General features: G+C 43.8%; 14 protein-coding genes and 1 tRNA gene. 4 read left to right on the top strand and 11 right to left on the bottom strand.

Annotated elements, in window-relative coordinates; genetic code table 11:
• Window positions 1-390 precede the first annotated feature (390 nt).
• From MSG33_RS20595 to MSG33_RS20625, 7 genes are all read right to left on the bottom strand, one after another.
• A complete protein-coding gene (locus tag MSG33_RS20595; protein ID WP_012841389.1) occupies window positions 391-1,644 on the bottom strand; it encodes an HD-GYP domain-containing protein in 1,254 nt (417 codons plus the stop codon).
• Window positions 1,645-1,772: 128 nt separating this feature from the next.
• Window positions 1,773-2,771 (bottom strand): LacI family DNA-binding transcriptional regulator, encoded by a 999-nt coding sequence (locus MSG33_RS20600; RefSeq protein WP_006742369.1) that lies wholly within the window; start codon window positions 2,769-2,771, stop codon window positions 1,773-1,775.
• 105 nt (window positions 2,772-2,876) lie between these two features.
• Window positions 2,877-3,632 carry a chitin disaccharide deacetylase gene (chbG, locus tag MSG33_RS20605; protein WP_006742368.1) on the bottom strand — a complete coding sequence of 252 codons (756 nt, stop codon included), beginning with the start codon at window positions 3,630-3,632 and terminating at the stop codon, window positions 2,877-2,879.
• Window positions 3,633-3,650: 18 nt separating this feature from the next.
• The gene (locus MSG33_RS20610; RefSeq protein ID WP_248381960.1) at window positions 3,651-4,973 is read right to left on the bottom strand and encodes a 6-phospho-beta-glucosidase; all 1,323 of its coding nucleotides are present in this window, start codon (window positions 4,971-4,973) and stop codon (window positions 3,651-3,653) included.
• A 10-nt stretch (window positions 4,974-4,983) separates the two neighbouring features.
• Window positions 4,984-5,295, bottom strand: coding sequence for a PTS lactose/cellobiose transporter subunit IIA (locus tag MSG33_RS20615; protein ID WP_031780628.1), 312 nt, complete (start codon window positions 5,293-5,295; stop codon window positions 4,984-4,986).
• Window positions 5,296-5,346: 51 nt separating this feature from the next.
• Window positions 5,347-6,681: a PTS sugar transporter subunit IIC gene (locus MSG33_RS20620; RefSeq protein ID WP_167713413.1), complete on the bottom strand. Its 1,335-nt coding sequence runs from the start codon at window positions 6,679-6,681 to the stop codon at window positions 5,347-5,349.
• An 88-nt stretch (window positions 6,682-6,769) separates the two neighbouring features.
• Entirely contained in the window at window positions 6,770-7,075 is a 306-nt protein-coding gene (locus MSG33_RS20625; RefSeq protein ID WP_025767645.1) for a PTS sugar transporter subunit IIB, read from the bottom strand.
• A gap of 247 nt (window positions 7,076-7,322) precedes the next feature.
• On the opposite strand from MSG33_RS20625, the gene MSG33_RS20630 reads away from it, so the two are divergent.
• Entirely contained in the window at window positions 7,323-8,606 is a 1,284-nt protein-coding gene (locus tag MSG33_RS20630; protein ID WP_053809395.1) for a carbohydrate-binding protein, read from the top strand.
• Between the two features lie 199 nt (window positions 8,607-8,805).
• On the opposite strand, the gene MSG33_RS20635 is transcribed toward MSG33_RS20630, so the two are convergent.
• A tRNA-Leu gene (locus MSG33_RS20635) sits at window positions 8,806-8,890 on the bottom strand.
• Between the two features lie 190 nt (window positions 8,891-9,080).
• The gene (locus MSG33_RS20640; protein WP_248381962.1) at window positions 9,081-9,746 is read right to left on the bottom strand and encodes an SDR family NAD(P)-dependent oxidoreductase; all 666 of its coding nucleotides are present in this window, start codon (window positions 9,744-9,746) and stop codon (window positions 9,081-9,083) included.
• Window positions 9,747-9,973: 227 nt separating this feature from the next.
• Here MSG33_RS20640 and MSG33_RS20645 point away from each other — a divergent pair, with 227 nt between their 5' ends.
• Window positions 9,974-11,242: a DUF2254 domain-containing protein gene (locus MSG33_RS20645; protein ID WP_225461996.1), complete on the top strand. Its 1,269-nt coding sequence runs from the start codon at window positions 9,974-9,976 to the stop codon at window positions 11,240-11,242.
• Between the two features lie 184 nt (window positions 11,243-11,426).
• Complete coding sequence (locus MSG33_RS20650) at window positions 11,427-11,906, top strand: RDD family protein (RefSeq protein WP_005397453.1); 480 nt, start codon at window positions 11,427-11,429, stop codon at window positions 11,904-11,906.
• 87 nt (window positions 11,907-11,993) lie between these two features.
• On the opposite strand, the gene lptG is transcribed toward MSG33_RS20650, so the two are convergent.
• Together lptG and lptF are read right to left on the bottom strand one after the other, a co-directional pair.
• A complete protein-coding gene (gene lptG, locus MSG33_RS20655; protein WP_005397455.1) occupies window positions 11,994-13,064 on the bottom strand; it encodes an LPS export ABC transporter permease LptG in 1,071 nt (356 codons plus the stop codon).
• A gap of 3 nt (window positions 13,065-13,067) precedes the next feature.
• Window positions 13,068-14,168 (bottom strand): LPS export ABC transporter permease LptF, encoded by a 1,101-nt coding sequence (lptF, locus tag MSG33_RS20660; RefSeq protein WP_006742363.1) that lies wholly within the window; start codon window positions 14,166-14,168, stop codon window positions 13,068-13,070.
• Between the two features lie 200 nt (window positions 14,169-14,368).
• Here lptF and pepA point away from each other — a divergent pair, with 200 nt between their 5' ends.
• Window positions 14,369-15,877 carry a leucyl aminopeptidase gene (pepA, locus tag MSG33_RS20665; RefSeq protein WP_005397459.1) on the top strand — a complete coding sequence of 503 codons (1,509 nt, stop codon included), beginning with the start codon at window positions 14,369-14,371 and terminating at the stop codon, window positions 15,875-15,877.
• Window positions 15,878-15,886 lie beyond the last annotated feature (9 nt).

Genomic DNA, 15,886 nt, shown 5'->3' on the forward strand with positions numbered 1-15,886 from the left:
TGAAACCTAATTTGATACCGAAGTATCTAATTGGATTATCATCAACGAGTGCCCACACAGATTGATAGGTCTATATTGTTAAAGAGCTTGCTTTTCGAGAAGTTTTTCTCTCAAAGCGGAGGTGCATTCTAGCGATTTGGTTGTTAGTGTCAAACACTTTTTTCAACTAATTTTTCGTAGAACCTTTTTACCTCTTCGACCCTGCTGAAGCCTTGTAGCGTCTGCCGTGTCGATGGGTGCGCATTATAGGGGTAAGATTTTCTTTGGCAATACTAAAAATGCATTTTTTCTAAAAAAACATGCCAAGTGGATACTTTCCACCCAACCTCAAAATTCCCCCTAAATAACACTCAAGATCTCTACAGCTTACCCACAAAAATCTGTGGATAACTACTCATCACTATCGAAGAAGTAAGAAATGCGTGAACGCGGATTAAGATACTCTTTGATTTTCTCCGGCAATTTAGACGGATGAATCGCGTTAACTATCTTTATATCCTTTGATGCAAGATCAATGATTGGCGCCTGCGTCCTTGGCACTGATGGATCGTAAACCAATACATTTGGGAATAATAGATGCGATGCATTCACTGAGATAACCAAGCCCACCATATTATTGGAAAGCTGAACCACAGTGCCTGGAGGAAACACGCCCATAAACTTAATCAGGATATTCAGGTTTTCTTCTTTATATAGGTGTTTACAGTTCTTATATAAATGAGAGAGTGCGGTATAAGGAATTTTTTGCTCTGAGACTATAGGTGTATGACACAAGTTATCAAATGCGTTAGCTACAGCAATAATTTGAGCAAACTCGTTGATCTCATCTCCTTTCAGACCTTTGGGATAGCCAGACCCATCTCTTAGTTCATGGTGCTGTGCAATCACAACTCTTGCAACTTCGGGAAAACCTTCTATTTGGCTCGCAAGGTCTACTCCATATTTGGTGTGCAACTTTAAGTAGTTAGTTTCTGGTTCCGTCAGCGGTGCTTGCTTTCTTAATATTGCGGTAGGAATTTTTATTTTCCCGATATCGTGGAATAGCGCTGAGAATGAAAGCTCTTTCAACTGCGCAGCTGAGTACCCCTTAGCACGGCCAATCATCATGGCGATAACAGCAACGTTCAACGAATGGAAATAAATATCTTCAAACTCATTTTTACCGTTCATCAGGTGTAGAGTGACATTATCATCACACATTAACTTCTCGACGATATCTTCAATAAGAAGCTTCGCTTCATCAACGGCAGCTGTTGGACGATTACGAATTTTCGTCATGACCGAGCGCATACGCGCAAGAGAGCGCTCAAACTCTTTTTCGCACTGGATAACGCGTCGACGATACGCACTTAACTTTTCTATGCGGTTTTGTTTTTCTTGCCAAAGTTTTTGAGTTTCATGATCTAGCGACGCTTCATTCGTTACTCTATCAGCTTGTATCTGGTCGACTGGAAGTGGTGCGGCATCACTTTGCTCTGGATTAAAGTAAACGAACTTTACACCGAGGTGACGGATCATCTCGACTTGTTCTTGATCTTTAATCTTAAAACTATTGAGTAGAAAAGGGTGATCGTTCCACTTTAGCGGAAGACGGATATGTAATCCGGGTTGAATACGATCGACCGTAAGTTTAATGGCTGCCACTTATTCACTACTGATTTACGTTGCCTAAGAGAGTTAGAATACTAGTAAATTTTGTGAATAAATTCATCAGTAAGTATCAAAACATCAGATGGTCATTTCTAATGACCCATTTAAAGAGCAAAAGCAAGCTACTTTAAGGTTCGATCTGCTTTGCGTATTTTAAGCTGAGCCTCGAACGTTGGCTTATCTATTATTTCTTGACCTTTGACTAATCCCATTAATGTTTGTACCGCTACACGGGCCATATCACTGATAGGAAAGTGCACTGCCGACACTGTAGGATAAAGGCTTTCACAAAGGTCGACACTGTCAAAGCTAGTTAAAGAGATTTGCTCCGGTACTGAAATATTGTGCTCGTGTAAGTACTGCATTGCACCGACCGTCATTTCCTCACTGCAAGAAAAGACTGCAGTAACTTCAGGGTGTCGTTGTAAAATTGCAGCCATTGCATCATAACCACTTTGCCGACCATAATTCCCTTCTTCACACCAGCTTTCGTCAATATCGATACCTGCGTCCTTCATCGCATCAACGTACCCAAGCTTTCTTAATAAACTATTATGACGTTGGGATGGACCGGTAATACAGGCGATTTTTCTATGACCACCAGCTAAAAGATGCTCGACGGCAATACGGCTTGCATGATGATGATTAAAAGTAACGCAACGCTCTTCTATTCCTTCAACATAGCGATCCAGAAGAACGAAAGGCGTAGGCTGTTTTGCTAATTCACGTAAATCATCATCTGACAAATAACGACTATGGAGGACATAGCCATCACAACGCAGATCATTAAAACGCTGAATGGCTTCCTTTTCACCTTCTGCAGAATGATGTCCTTGAGCGGTAATCAGAAACTTTTTATGAATATCCAGCTCAGTCTGAACCTGCTCCATCATCTCGCCAAAGAAGCCCCCCGTATAGTAAGTCACCAATAAGCCAACCATATTACTGGATGAGGTTGCGAGTGAACGAGCAATCGCACTCGGGCGATAATTCAGTTGCGCCATAGCTTGCTCTACTTTTTTTCGAGTTTCTTCGCGAAACTTCCCCTCCCCATTAATGATTCGAGAAACGGTAGAGCGATTTACACCGGCGAGTTCGGCGACATCTTTAATCCTTGCCATAATGCTATTGGGTCCAACTGCAATTGTTATTAAATATCCGTTTGTGTAGAACGGCTGCCAGCAATTCGTAAGGTGCTTATAGGGGGCGAAGCTGGCAGCCTTTAATCATACACCGACCATTTGATTGGTAGAAACAAGCTCAGAGTAATCCGTGACAGCTATACCATGTTGAGCTAACTGTTCTTTTAAAATGGGAGAGGTTAGAACTTGTAACTCTAGCTCTCGCTGAAGCGCATAACCACTCTTTAAAATCAGCGCTTGATCGGCCTCTGCCGGGTGGCACATCACCTCAACCAAATCATAGTTTGTCTTTAGACTCAATAAATGCGCCATCAAACCATCTAAACTTACTTTTTGATCGTAAAACTCGTCAGTAAAGACATACCTTGTTGTCATCGATTCTTGACACAAGCCAGTGCCCCGCAGTGGCACTCGGTATTCACTCGCTACCTCTTTAATAACGGGCAAAATTTGAGGGTGAGTATGCGCGTGATGATGGCTATCTAAGTGGCTTAGCTCTAACCCAAGCGATAAAAAATGTTCCACCTGAGCTTTTGCTTCGTCATAAATGACCTGAGTTTCGAAGTCCTGCTTACCCCACAGTTCGTCGTATTTGATAAAATGCGCTCGACCGTTGGTCAAATTAGGGTGCCCAGTTAGAGGCACTCCCGCTGTAAACCTAAGATGAACACCAATTCTCAAGTCTGGATTATGGCGAGCCAACTCTAAAGCATGCTTCTCAGCATCCATACCGACCATCATGGTGGTTGAATGAACAACACCTTGCTGATGAGCTTTTACGATGCCGTTATTTACACCTCTCGTTAAACCAAAATCATCAGCATTAAAAATGACTTTCATTGGCGCCCTTCCTTAGTACTACAACGTCGTTAGTTTAAATTGAGGTAAATACGGAGCGTTCACCGCTAGGATATCATCCAGAATTGACTTGGCACGACCAATGTCTGGCACCAATGGGTTGTTGGTTAATGCCATGAGCGCTTTGTCATAATTACCTTCAACAGCAGCGTCTATTGTCAACTGTTCATACGCTTTGACTTGATAGAGTAATCCTTTGATATTGTTTGACAGCTCACCAACCGCAAGAGGTTTCGCGCCCCAACTACCAATCACCGCGCTACACTCAATCACAGCATCGTCGGGGAGGCCGTTAATCGCTCCGTTATTTAAGACGTTAACAACATGAATACTATTACGATTGTTATAAATTGAATCAACCAAGTTTAGTGATGCATCTGAATAATAAGCCCCACCCCGCTCTTCTAACTCTTTCGGCTTATGATCGAGATTAGGATCTTGATAGAGCTTGAATAGCGCATTTTCTGTTTCCATTACCTGCTCAGCACGAGTGCCCTTTTCACCCGCGCTTTGTTTCTCTTCAGCGAGCATAGCATCGGTTTGATAGAAATAACGATGGTAAGGACATGGTATCGCCCCCAGCGCTTTTAAAAATGCTGGATCCCACGGTTCTTCCCAGATGTTCTTCATGCTGAAGTTAGCACCATCACCGACTTTCTCTAATACTGTTTGAGTAATATCTTCTCCATTGAGCCATGCTTTGTGCACCCAAACGAGATGGTTTAATCCGGCAAACTCAAGTTGTAGCTCTTTTGGCTCGCACTCCATCATTTCTGCGATCATCATTTCCATCGAAACCGGCACATTACATAAACCAATGCTCTTTACTTTGGTGTACTTACTGACGGCTTCAGAGACCAAACCCGCAGGGTTGGTGAAATTGAGCATCCATGCATTGGGTGCCAACTCTTCAATATCTTTACATATATCAAGAATAACCGGGATGGTTCGCAGTGCTTTAGCAAACCCACCTGGGCCTGTTGTTTCTTGACCGATGACGTCGTATTTAATTGGAATTCGCTCGTCATTAGCACGAGCAGCAAGGCCACCCACACGGAACTGCGTCATCACAAAGTCCGCATCTTTTATCGCAGCACGACGATCAAAGTCTGCTTTTATCTCAATCTTTGCACCTGCTTTATCAATCATTCGCTGCGCTAGACCTTTGATAATCTCAAGCTTCTCAGCTCCTGACTCAATGTCCACAAAATGAATCTTCTTAACGGGTAAATATTCTAAGCGCTTAATAACCCCTTCAACCAGTTCAGGGGTATAGCTACTACCACCGCCAATAATGGCAAGTTTGATCGCCTCTCTAGACATTTTTCTCCCCTTATTTGTTCGAGATTTTTTTGTTCAGTGCAACGATTTCTACAGCCATTTCTTGAGCCAAAATCGTGGTCATTAAGTGATCTTGAGCATGTACCATCACTAACGTCATCGGGACTTTCCCTTCCCCCTGATCTTCCTCAATCAACTGAGTCTGAATTAAGTGGGCTTTGTTAATGCACTCTCTTGCTTGAGAGAGCTTCTCCTCAGCCGCATCAAAATCTTGTTCTCTAGATAAACGCAACGCCTCGTAGCTCAAACTTCTGGCTTCGCCAGCATTACAGATGATCTCCATCACAACCAATTCTTGTTCCATCATTTTCTCTCCGAAAATCGGGCCGCGGTAATTGCGGCCCATTAAGCACCGTTAAGCAGTAACACCTTCACCTGAAGGTTGCGTCTCATCCTTAGTTTCTTTCGTCGTTGGTAGTTCTTGCTCCAACATTTGCTTCTCAAACATTTTGAAGAATGGGAAGTAGATAATTAGATCAAGAATCAATAAACCAATGACGAGCAATACTGGAGCAAAGGTCCAACCGCTACCCCACGAAGCACCTATCAGTGCTGGTGTTGTCCAAGGCGTTGTAGCGACCCCCATACCCACAAAGCCGACATGCACAGCAAAGTACGCTATCGTAGCGTTGATGACTGGAGCGAAGACGAACGGGATAAACAAGGTCGGGTTCATCACAACTGGGCTACCGAAGATCACAGGTTCATTGATTTGGAAGAAGCCAGGCACCGCACTCATTCGACCAATACTCTTAAGGTGAACAGAACGGCTAAATGACATCAGCATAACAAGAGCAAGTGTTGCACCAGAGCCACCGATAAAGATGTAAAAATCCCAGAAAGGCTGAGTAAATACGTTTGGAATCGGTTCACCTGCAACAAAGGCTTCGATGTTGGCACCAATGTTGGTCAAGAAAATTGGAGAAAGCAGCCCCACAACAATTGCAGCACCATGGATACCCGCAAACCAAAGTAGTTGGCAAAGCAATAGAGCGCCAATAATGGCAGGCAATGAGTTAGACGCACTAATTAAAGGCTTAAAAACTGCCATGACCGCATCTGGAATCAACATGTCGTACTGGGTTTGCACGAAAAGGCTAAGTGGATATAAGGTAATGAATATCGCTAAGACTGGTAACAGTACTTCAAATGATCGTGCAATCGCCGGTGGAACTTGCTCTGGCATGCGAATCGTAATGTTGTGTTTTTTCATAAAACGGTAGAGCTCTACCGAGAAGAATGCACACATCACAGCAGTGAAGATCCCTGTTCCTCCCATGTGTGACATAGACAACGCGCCATCTTTAGCAGGGGCCGCGATGAGTAAAAAAGACATCAGCGACAATACAGCACTCGTGATCCCATCCATCTTGTAAGCCTTAGCTAAGCTATAAGCAACGCCGAGCGAAACAAAAATGGTCATGATCCCCATCGACATGTTGTAGGGCATCATTATGGTATCAAAATGTGTGGTGGCGAAATCGAGCCAAATTCGACCAAAAGTAAAGGTCGTGTCTTCGGCAAATGGTGGGAATGCAAAAATCAAAATGAAACTACCGACAATAATAAACGGCATTGCAACTATAAAACCGTCTCTCATTGCTCGAACATGGGGCTGATTCCCCACTTTTGCTGCTATAGGGGCTATATGCTTTTCGACTGCGCCTATAATTGCGTCATAAAGCTTCATAGAATCCATCCTTATTTTAGGCAAAAGAATCCCGCATCAAATATTTATATTTGATGTACAGTTATCTTTTTTAATTTAAAACTATGGTTTAGTTAATTAATTCTAATGCTTGCTCTAGTACTTCCTCTCCCTTCATCATTCCATAATGCTGAGGAGAAATCGCATCAATGTTTTTACCATGCTCTTGCGCCGTTTTTCTTAGCTCTTCTAGCTGAAAACGTACTTGAGGCCCGAGAAGACAAACATCGTACTCTTTAATTGCATCTTCAAATGCATTCACTGACATCGCATCAATTTTGCACTCAATTCCTTTATTTTCAGCAGCTTGCTCCATTTTTTTAACAAGCATACTGGTTGACATCCCTGCGCTACAGCATAAAAGGATCTTTTTCATAGCCTTACTCCCGTTGTGTAAATTTCAACCTGCAAAAACTGTAGCAAAAATAACCAAGACAAAAAAGCGCAACCGGTTGCATTATTCGTGAACACAATCCCAATTTAGAAAATACGACCTGTTTTTTAGTAATTATTTAGGTCTAGGATAAAAGTCAGGAAATAAATTAAGAGACTACATTAGGTTTCAAATTATCAATATATTACTACTGACAACGTCGTTATTAATTTCTAAAAAGGAATAGAGAATGAAATTTAATAAATTGGCTATTGCAACGCTTGTAAGTGCCGCACTATCACAATACTCATTTGCTCAAACCGACTCTAAAGGCACCATTTATCTAACGTTTGATGATGGACCAATCAATGCTTCTATTGACGTTATTCAAGTACTTAACCAAGAAGATATCAAAGCGACGTTTTACTTTAATGCTTGGCACTTAGACGGAATTGGTGATGAGAATGAAGACCGTTCGCTAGAAGCCTTAAAGCTCGCATTAGACACTGGTCATATTGTCGCGAACCATAGTTACGATCATATGGTTCATAACTGCGTTGATGAGTTTGGACCTAATAGCGCAGCAGAATGTAATGCTACCGGCGACCACCAGCTTAACTCGTACCAAGATCCTGTTTACGATGCCTCAATGTTTACGGAAAACTTATCTGTGTTAGAAAAGTATCTGCCTAACATTACAAGCTACCCGAATTATAAGGCAACAGAGTTTGCTAGACTGCCCTACACCAACGGCTGGCGCGTGACTAAAGACTTCAAAGCAGATGGATTATGTGCAACGTCTGATGACTTTAAACCTTGGGAACCAGGCTACGTTTGTAATATCAACGACCCATCAAACAGTGTGAAAGCCTCAATTGCGGTACAAAACATTCTGGCTAATAAAGGCTATCAAACACATGGTTGGGATGTGGATTGGGCACCTGAAAACTGGGGGATAGCAATGCCAGCCAACAGTCTAACAGAGGCAGAACCTTTCCTAGGTTACGTAGATGCAGCATTGAACAACTGTGCTCCTACCACCATCAACCCTATCAATTCAAAAGCACAAGAGTTTCCATGTGGTACACCACTCCACGCAGACAAGGTCATTATTCTAACGCATGAGTTTTTGTTTGAAGACGGTAAGCGAGGAATGGGCGCAACCAAGAATTTACCTAAATTAACGGAATTTATCCGACTAGCAAAACAAGCTGGCTATGTATTCGATACGATGGATAACTACACACCAAACTGGCAAGTTGGTCATAGCTACAACGCTGGCGACTACGTCCTACATTTAGGCACCGTTTACCAAGCAGTGACCAGCCATAACGCACAGCAGGACTGGGCACCTTCCCCAACCTCTAGCCTTTGGACCAATGCTGATCCGGCAACAAATTGGGAAGTGAATGTTTCATATAAAGAGGGAGATGTTGTGACGTACTCTGGCAAACGTTATCTCGTCAACGTCCCACACGTCTCTCAAGCCGATTGGACACCTGACTCACAGAACACCTTGTTCACAGCTCTATAAGCTGTTCCCTACTATTATCATGTAGTAGCTTGCGCGAGGTAATCCCTCGCGCTTTTTTATTTTTAGAAAAGTAAAAATGGAAAGCAGTAAAGAGTGGAGTGACTGGGCATGGCATTCCTGACGCCACGCTGGATTTGAATTCACAAACCCTAGATACAACAAAGCCCCGACTTACGTCGAGGCTTTATCATATGAATTATGGTACCGGTGGGCGGACTTGAACCGCCACGCCCGAAGGCAACGGATTTTGAATCCGTCGTGTATACCAATTTCACCACACCGGCATCTTTGGGCTGTTGCCCTTTGATGATTGGCATTATACGGAAGCTTTTGACCTGCGCAAGCAGAAATACCTTAAATAACTATCGTTTGCTGATAATTTCGCCACAAAGTGTGACAAAGCTGTACTCATAAGAAACGTACACTCCATTTCCTACTACTGATCCAGATGAAAATGAGTATACGTAACTCTTTTTAAACTCTATTCACTGTAATATCAGAAACATAACCATTCCCAATGCTCGACAAAGCCGTATGGACCATCTCGGCAGCATCTTCCGCTTGCATGAAGTGACTCGTGTCCATCGTGTTGCCGCTTGTCTTCCAGAATTCCGTATCCATTCCACCAGGATAAACCGCGATAATTTTCATTGGCTTTCCTTTTAACTCCAAACGAACCGACTCGATTAATCCTTTGACAGCCCACTTCACAGCACAATACGTAGACTCTTGCGCTTTTGGTTGTTGAGCGGCTGTGGACATGATCATGACCACTTTTATCGGTTGATCTTTGTAACGCTTTACTAACTCTCTTAACACATGAATCGCAGAATTCAGGTTATTATCAATCAGTTTTTGAATCTCTTCCGGCTCCTGCTCTTCCAGTTCGCCAAAATAACCACTTCCTGCACTATGAATGACCATTTCAGGCGGCTGTTTCATCCCATCAAATAGGTGTTTCACATCTTGATGTAATGAGAGGTTGCAAGCTTGATAGCCGACGTTATGAGAGAGTTGTTTAGCTAATGCGGATAGTTTTTCTGTGTTTCTTCCTATGATATACGTCTCTTTGTCTTCCGCATCATAACGCTTTGCCAACTCTGCCCCTAAACCGCTACTTGCACCTGTAATTACAATCATGGCTACCTCTTATCAATCACATACTTTTAATGCATCTATCAATTAAGGTAACAGAATCTTGGTAATTCACACCTCAAGAACACCATTCTTTGAAGCAAGCGGCTTTCTTACTCTCATGATGCATGAAATTCCAAGTAGAACGAGGAAGATTTAACCTATGCTTAAGCAAGAATAACTTTCTGAATTTTCTATCGACTTTCGAGTAAGAACCTAATAGGAGCATGCGAATGACTGGGTCAAAATGGCAATGGTTACTGAAGCAAATGACGCGCAAATTGTGGGTTCGCACGTCACTTTATGCCTTACTTGCTGTCGCCACCGCCCTAATATCCATTGTTTTAAACCAGTTCATTACTCTGCCTCCTGCAATCAACGTCAGTAAGGATTTGCTTAACAACATATTAAATATCCTCGCGACTTCCATGCTTGCGGTGACCACATTCTCGCTCAATATAATGGTCTCAGCGTACAGTGCCGCTAGTGCAGGGGTAACGCCACGGGCCACCAAACTGTTGATGGAAGACAGCACAACGCAAAATGCTTTGGCAACCTTTCTTGGCTCTTTTTTATTTAGCTTGGTAGGCATTATCGCGCTAGGCATTGGTGCCTATCATCAACAAGCACAAATTTATCTGTTCATCGTGACCATCGCCGTAATCGTGATGATCATACTCACTCTGCTACGTTGGATTCAGCACCTTTCCGTACTAGGGAGGGTCAGTGAAACTACCTCCTACGTGGAGCAAGCCTTGTTAGATGCGATAAGAAAACGGGGCAAAGAGCGTTGGCTAGGTGCTCACCCGTGGAGCCACCCAGAACATAAACCTAGAGGAAGTACACCTATTTTCAGCCAAGAAATTGGCTACTTACAGCATGTTGATATGCATCATCTAGATAGTATTGCTGAAGCAAACCAATGCACCATCTATCTTGAACGACAACCAGGAAGTTTTGTGTATGTGAGTCAACCATTGGCTTGGGTTTGTGGAGCGTTGCCAGACGAAAACGAAATAACTGCGGCCTTCACGATTCGAACGGAGCGTTCCTATGATCAAGATCCTCGTTTTGGATTAGTCGTCATGGCGGAGATTGCCTCACGAGCTCTCTCCCCCGCCGTGAATGATAACGGTACCGCGATTGATGTTCTTGGGCGTTCTGTACGAGCCCTTTCATTGTGGGGAGAGTTACTCAGCGAACCTCCCACCAAGACTCGATACCCTAGGCTATTTGTGCCCGCATTAAGCTGCCAAGATTTATTTGATGATGTCTTTTTGCCAATCGCGCACGATGGTGCAGCGCAACTCCAAATACAGATTCGCCTACAAAAAGCCTTGCTAGCTCTCTCTAGTATGCACCCCAAGTTGTTTTTATCACCTGCAACCAAGCTATCAGAAAAAGCTTTAGAGCTCTCCTTGAGCCAGCATTATACCGAAGATGAGAAACACCAACTCTCTCATCTGTCTAATCTAGTTACAGACCAAAAAGCTAATGGTTAGACAAGTAAAGTTCAGTTGAAATAGATTACTGAAAGGCCTTGTACATCATGATATGTGTTCATAACACACTGCAGAAAAGTCACTTCGTTGATGCATAATTAAAGACTCTGTGCGTTAGGTCTCTTTTCTCTTGGTGAGGGAATCTATATTCTGACGCACAATTTTTAAGGTAAGTGATGGAATAATGACAACGTCTACAACTCTTCCACCTGCTGGTCTCTTTCGTCGACTTGCAGCGTTGATTTACGACACATTGATTATTATCGCAATTGAAATGATGGCCGCAGGTATTGTTATGGCCGTTGTATTTGCACTAAATGCAGCAGGGCTGTTGAGCTATGGCGAGTACGCAGATGCCGCTGATATGCTCGGAAAGCACCCTGTATTAAGCCCTCTATTTACACTGTATCTTGCGGTTGTATGGATATACTTCTTTGTCTTCTTCTGGACGCGAGCAGGGCAAACACTTGGGATGCGCGCTTGGAAACTTCGAGTTCGCAATGCCAAAGACGGTGCACCGATTACAGTCACTCAAGCCCTGATTCGCATTGCAACATCTGGCTTTGGTTTGGCAAACCTGACTGTACCGATTGATCCCAAGAAACGTGGGTTCCACGACATTTGGGCAAAAACAGAGGTTGTTGTGTTGCCTAAGGCAAACTAACTTATCCGGGAATACAAAAAAGGAAGGCATAATGCCTTCCTTTTACATTTAGTCCGATGAAACATGGTTTATTCGGTGATACTTCAGCTACAGCTTTCTTCTCAGCAGCGCAATCGCAATGGCTAAGAACACCAGACTCGGAGCCAATGCACCAAACACTGGGGATATGCCATATACCAAGCTTAATGGGCCAAAGAACTCACTGGATATATAAAAAGTAAACCCGGCAACCACGCCCGACAATACCCTTGCTCCCATGGTCACACTTCTGAGTGGACCGAAAACAAACGATAGCGCCATCAACATCATCACGGCAATTGAAAGCGGCTGTGTCAACTTACGCCAAAACGCCAATTCATAGCGAGACGCATCTTGCTCTGATGCTTTCAGATAGGTCACGTAATCATACAAACCGCTCAGTGATAACTCTTCAGGCTTTACCGTCACCACAGCTAGCTTATCTGGAGCCAATGACGTATGCCATTCCATCTGTTCGATGTCTTGCTTCGAAATCACGTTTTCATTTTTCATATCCGTGATTTGTACGTCTCGCATCAACCAATTGTTATCTTGTTGATAGTCGACCTCTTCAGCAAAGATAACCTTTTGTAGATTCTTATCATCATCAAAACGCCACATATTTAAAGCATAAAGCTTGTCGTCTTCGACTTTACCTATAAAGATAAAGTCGTTTGCGTCACGAGCCCAAACTCCAGAACGAACTGAGACAATACTACCTCCAGATATCGCAAAGGATCGTAGGTCACGAGCCATCTTTTGTGCTTCTGGAGCGCCCCATTGCCCTAACGTCATAACGATAAGCATAAGTGGCACCGCCGTTTTGAGCACGGATAACCCGATATCCAACTTTGAGAAACCAGCAGCTTGCATCACCACCAGCTCAGAGCTTGACGCCAACATACCCAAACCAATAAGGGCACCGAGTAATGCTGCCATTGGGAAGAACATTTCGATATCACGCGGCACACTGAGCAACACAAAGTACAACGCATGGGTGAGGTCATACACGCCTCGCCCTACTTTACGTAACTGTTCTACGTATTTGATGATGCCCGATAAGCCAACAAACGTCGCTAAAACCAAGGCAGTGGTAGAGATGATGGTTCTACCGATGTAAAGGTCTAAGATTTTGAACACAGCTTACGCGAGCCTCTTCTTACGGAATTTGTCTTTTATTCGTCGAGCAGCAACGCTGTCCATCATATTGGCCATGATTGCGACAATCAGTAACATCGCATTAATAGGCCACATGCCGATTGCCGCCGGAATGTCACCATCTTCTAATGCAGATTTTGTTGCACTAATCGCCAGGAAATACGCTAGATAAATAAGAATCGCGGGCCCCATTTTGGCAAATCGTCCCTGACGCGGATTCACCGCTGACAAAGGAATAACCAACATCGTTAAGAGTGGAATACACACAAATAACGAAATGCGCCATTGCAGCTCTGCTTGCGCTTCTGGGTCTGGGTGTCCAATCAAGTCAACCGTTGGGTACGCTTCCCAATCTCGCCCTTTCTTTTTGACCTCACGCTGGCCGATAACGCCTTCGTATTCATCGAATTTTGTGATCATATATTCAACGCGAGTAGGCACACCTTCATAACGCGTGCCTTCTTTCATGGTGATGACCTGACGGCCGTCCGACAGTTCTTTTACTTCACCAGAGGACGAGAACATCACACTCGGCAATACTGAATCTCTCGGGCGCATCTGCGCGACAAAAACGTTGCTCAATGTATTGTCTTTAATGTCATCAATGAACACAACCGATGAACCATCTGGCGTGCCTTGGAATTGCCCTTTCTTTAGCAAGTCAACGCTGTTTTCTGCTGCCACTTGCTCATAAAGTTGCTCTACACGGTCTTGAGACCACGGCGATAACCACAATGCATTGAAAGCCGCCACAGCAGAAGTAATCAGTGCTAAGTACAAGGCCGCTTGTACCAGGAATTTGTTACCAATACCTGTCGCATTCATAACGACAATTTCGCTCTCTGCATACAGGCGACCAAACGTGATCAGTATGCCGATATACAGACTCAAAGGCAGCATTAACAACCCCATTGCTGGCATATTCAAACCAACAATCGAGAAAATCAATCCAGCAGGAATATCCCCATCAGAAGCATCAGCAAGAACACTTATGAATTTCTGGCTTACAAACACCAAAAAAAGTACGAAAAAAATCGCAAATTGGCTCTTGAGTGTTTCGCGGATCAAATATCTAACAATAATCACGCTGAAATTACCTATACAAAACTTGTTTTTTTGGTCGAATCACTATAGTTTCCCGTTGAACCATTTATTTTTTTAAAAATTATAAACTAGATGTTAGTCGCTTAATCAGCTCTGCATGTAAGCCTGGAGCTAAAATTCAACAAGTAAGCGATCATTATCTAACATTTAGAGCAATTTGTCTTCAGGATGTAGGAGTACGCATGGAGTTCAGTGTAAAAAGTGGCAGTCCAGAGAAACAACGTAGCGCATGTATCGTTGTTGGTGTGTTTGAACCACGTCGCCTTTCTCCAGTAGCCGAACAACTTGATAAAATCAGTGACGGTTACATCAGTTCACTACTTCGCCGTGGTGATCTAGAGGGTAAACCTGGTCAGATGCTGCTACTGCATCAAGTACCAGGTGTTTTGTCAGAGCGCGTTTTACTTGTCGGTTGCGGCAAAGAGCGTGAACTTGGCGAGCGCCAGTACAAGGAAATCATTCAAAAGACGATCAGCACACTTAACGAGACAGGCTCAATGGAAGCGGTATGTTTCCTAACTGAACTGCATGTTAAGGGTCGCGATACATACTGGAAAGTACGCCAGGCTGTAGAAGCGACTAAAGATGGTCTATACACATTTAATCAATTCAAGAGCGTTAAACCTGAAACTCGCCGCCCACTGCGCAAGCTTGTTTTCAACGTACCAACGCGTCGTGAATTAAACTTGGGTGAAAAAGCAATCACTCATGGTCTAGCTATCGCATCAGGTGTCAAAGCCTCAAAAGACCTTGGCAACATGCCGCCAAACGTAGCTAATCCAGCTTACCTTGCTTCTCAAGCTCGTCGTCTAGCGGACGATTACGAAACCGTAACCACCAAAATCATTGGTGAGCAAGAGATGGAAAAACTGGGTATGACCTCTTACCTAGCAGTAGGCCGTGGTTCTAAAAACGAATCTATGATGTCTATCATCGAGTACAAAGGTAACCCTGACTCAGATGCAAAACCTATTGTGCTAGTAGGTAAAGGTCTAACCTTCGATTCAGGCGGTATCTCTCTAAAACCGGGCGAAGGTATGGATGAGATGAAGTACGACATGTGTGGTGCGGCATCGGTATTCGGTACAATGAAAGCGCTAGCGAAGCTAAACCTACCAATTAACGTTATTGGTGTTCTAGCAGGCTGTGAAAACATGCCAGGCAGCAACGCTTACCGTCCAGGTGATATCCTAACGACCATGTCTGGTCAAACTGTAGAAGTTCTGAACACGGATGCGGAAGGTCGTCTTGTTCTTTGTGACGCACTGACTTACGTAGAGCGTTTCGAACCAGACTGCGTGGTTGACGTTGCAACCCTAACTGGTGCTTGTGTTATCGCACTAGGCCACCACATCAGTGGCGTTATCTCTAACCACAATCCTCTTTCTCATGAGCTAGTTAACGCTTCAGAGCAAGCGAGTGACCGTGCATGGCGCCTACCAATGGCAGATGAGTACCACGAGCAGTTAAAGAGCCCGTTTGCGGATATGGCAAACATTGGTGGCCGTCCTGCTGGTACTATCACTGCGGGTTGCTTCTTGTCTAAGTTTGCTAAAAAGTACAATTGGGCACACGTCGATATCGCAGGTACTGCGTGGAAATCAGGCGCAGCGAAAGGCTCAACGGGCCGTCCTGTCTCAATGCTTGTCCAATTCCTTTTGAACCGCAGCGGCCAAGAGACAGAAGAGTAATTTCTGAAC

Origin of the sequence: Vibrio sp. 1CM7H, assembly GCF_023161645.1 — a bacterium.
Lineage (GTDB): Bacteria > Pseudomonadota > Gammaproteobacteria > Enterobacterales > Vibrionaceae > Vibrio > Vibrio diabolicus.

What these genes read in the sequence shown, in the direction of transcription:
- MSG33_RS20615 (WP_031780628.1), bottom strand. Translation starts at nt 5,295, where the DNA reads ATGGAACAAGAATTGGTTGTGATGGAGATCATCTGTAATGCTGGCGAA.
- MSG33_RS20610 (WP_248381960.1), bottom strand. Translation starts at nt 4,973, where the DNA reads ATGTCTAGAGAGGCGATCAAACTTGCCATTATTGGCGGTGGTAGTAGC.
- MSG33_RS20640 (WP_248381962.1), bottom strand. Translation starts at nt 9,746, where the DNA reads ATGATTGTAATTACAGGTGCAAGTAGCGGTTTAGGGGCAGAGTTGGCA.
- MSG33_RS20625 (WP_025767645.1), bottom strand. Translation starts at nt 7,075, where the DNA reads ATGAAAAAGATCCTTTTATGCTGTAGCGCAGGGATGTCAACCAGTATG.
- MSG33_RS20620 (WP_167713413.1), bottom strand. Translation starts at nt 6,681, where the DNA reads ATGAAGCTTTATGACGCAATTATAGGCGCAGTCGAAAAGCATATAGCC.
- MSG33_RS20645 (WP_225461996.1), top strand. Translation starts at nt 9,974, where the DNA reads ATGACTGGGTCAAAATGGCAATGGTTACTGAAGCAAATGACGCGCAAA.
- MSG33_RS20650 (WP_005397453.1), top strand. Translation starts at nt 11,427, where the DNA reads ATGACAACGTCTACAACTCTTCCACCTGCTGGTCTCTTTCGTCGACTT.
- MSG33_RS20630 (WP_053809395.1), top strand. Translation starts at nt 7,323, where the DNA reads ATGAAATTTAATAAATTGGCTATTGCAACGCTTGTAAGTGCCGCACTA.
- chbG (WP_006742368.1), bottom strand. Translation starts at nt 3,632, where the DNA reads ATGAAAGTCATTTTTAATGCTGATGATTTTGGTTTAACGAGAGGTGTA.
- MSG33_RS20600 (WP_006742369.1), bottom strand. Translation starts at nt 2,771, where the DNA reads ATGGCAAGGATTAAAGATGTCGCCGAACTCGCCGGTGTAAATCGCTCT.
- pepA (WP_005397459.1), top strand. Translation starts at nt 14,369, where the DNA reads ATGGAGTTCAGTGTAAAAAGTGGCAGTCCAGAGAAACAACGTAGCGCA.